This is a genomic window from Endozoicomonas sp. ONNA1 (assembly GCF_024606325.1).
In the GTDB taxonomy this organism is placed as follows: domain Bacteria; phylum Pseudomonadota; class Gammaproteobacteria; order Pseudomonadales; family Endozoicomonadaceae; genus Endozoicomonas_A.
The window spans coordinates 1-1,050 of the sequence record NZ_JAHHPN010000083.1 but is presented as its reverse complement, the minus strand read 5'-3'; the positions used below and the strand labels follow the sequence as shown (position 1 = coordinate 1,050).

The window sequence follows — 1,050 nt, the reverse complement described above, 5'->3', positions numbered from 1 at the left end:
ATGCCTGGTTCCCCAAAAACCTTAATTGTAGAGTCTATCGCTCCGATTCTGACGATAAAGCACCCGGAGGAATAATAGGCTGCCGTCATTTCGCCTGGGCTTATGCTAAAAAGGTGTTTGGTCGGGGGAAAGAAACGTTTAAAAAAATAGACGACTCAAAAAAAGTGCTGAAAACCTTTGAAAATACATCTAATTTCCCATGCGAATCCAGAGAGCATTTTCAATATGGATTCTTTTCTGATGGATATTATTTCTTTAAAGGAAAGTTTTCTGAGGCTATTACAGGGCTGGTAAAAAAGTATTGGAATATGTCGGCAGGCGATGAAAAGAATTTTTATTTTCGTTCAGTAGGAGACGATAGATCAATTGGCCACGCAATGGCCTTGAGATTAAAGAAGCAGGATGAATGCATGAAGGTTATTTTTTATGACCCTAACGCTACACTCATGCACAGAACAATCCTTCTCTCAGAACCAGATTTGGCTGCACACATTGCCGACGAAGATCTTCAAGCCAGCTTCCTCTTTTATGGAGCACTTATTAATGTTGATGATTATAAGAGAAATTCTGATGAATGTGATACTCAGTGCTTTGGTGCCTCACCTAATGTGATGAATAATCATATAGACTTAGCAGCTGGGCATTATCCCGAAATAATAAGGTGTCAAATGATTGCGCCTTGATAGATCACCCTATGGAAAATGGATCATGATAATTAAAAAAAGGGATATCAGCTAATGGATCAAATCAAACTGGGTGTTCAGTCGGCACTTTCACACTCGTGGCATAGATATTCAAAATCCTTACTTCCAGACAGGGTTATAAAATCTCTTGTTAATGCCATCAAGGCATTTTTTGGTGGTTATTCTGTCAGCGTCTTGCACTGTATAACCATAAAGCTGATGAAGGAACATCCAGGCGCCTGGCTTACCCAGCTCCTTAACCTTGCTAAACACCATGTTCCTTTCGTAAGCGTAAGTATCCCGGGCATCGACATTATATGGAATGTCTGATGAGTGTAACTGTGCAAACATTTCAGATCATGCCCGG

Annotated in this window: 2 protein-coding genes; one reads left to right on the top strand and one right to left on the bottom strand. The window is 40.3% G+C overall.

Annotated features, from left to right (window positions below; genetic code table 11):
* On the top strand, nucleotides 1–683 hold a 683-nt coding region (locus KDK19_RS01810), incomplete at its 5' end, for a ShET2/EspL2 family type III secretion system effector toxin (protein ID WP_257287606.1).
* A 120-nt stretch (nucleotides 684–803) separates the two neighbouring features.
* Here KDK19_RS01810 and KDK19_RS01805 read toward each other — a convergent pair.
* Nucleotides 804–1,034: a hypothetical protein gene (locus KDK19_RS01805; protein ID WP_257282191.1), complete on the bottom strand. Its 231-nt coding sequence runs from the start codon at nucleotides 1,032–1,034 to the stop codon at nucleotides 804–806.
* Nucleotides 1,035–1,050 lie beyond the last annotated feature (16 nt).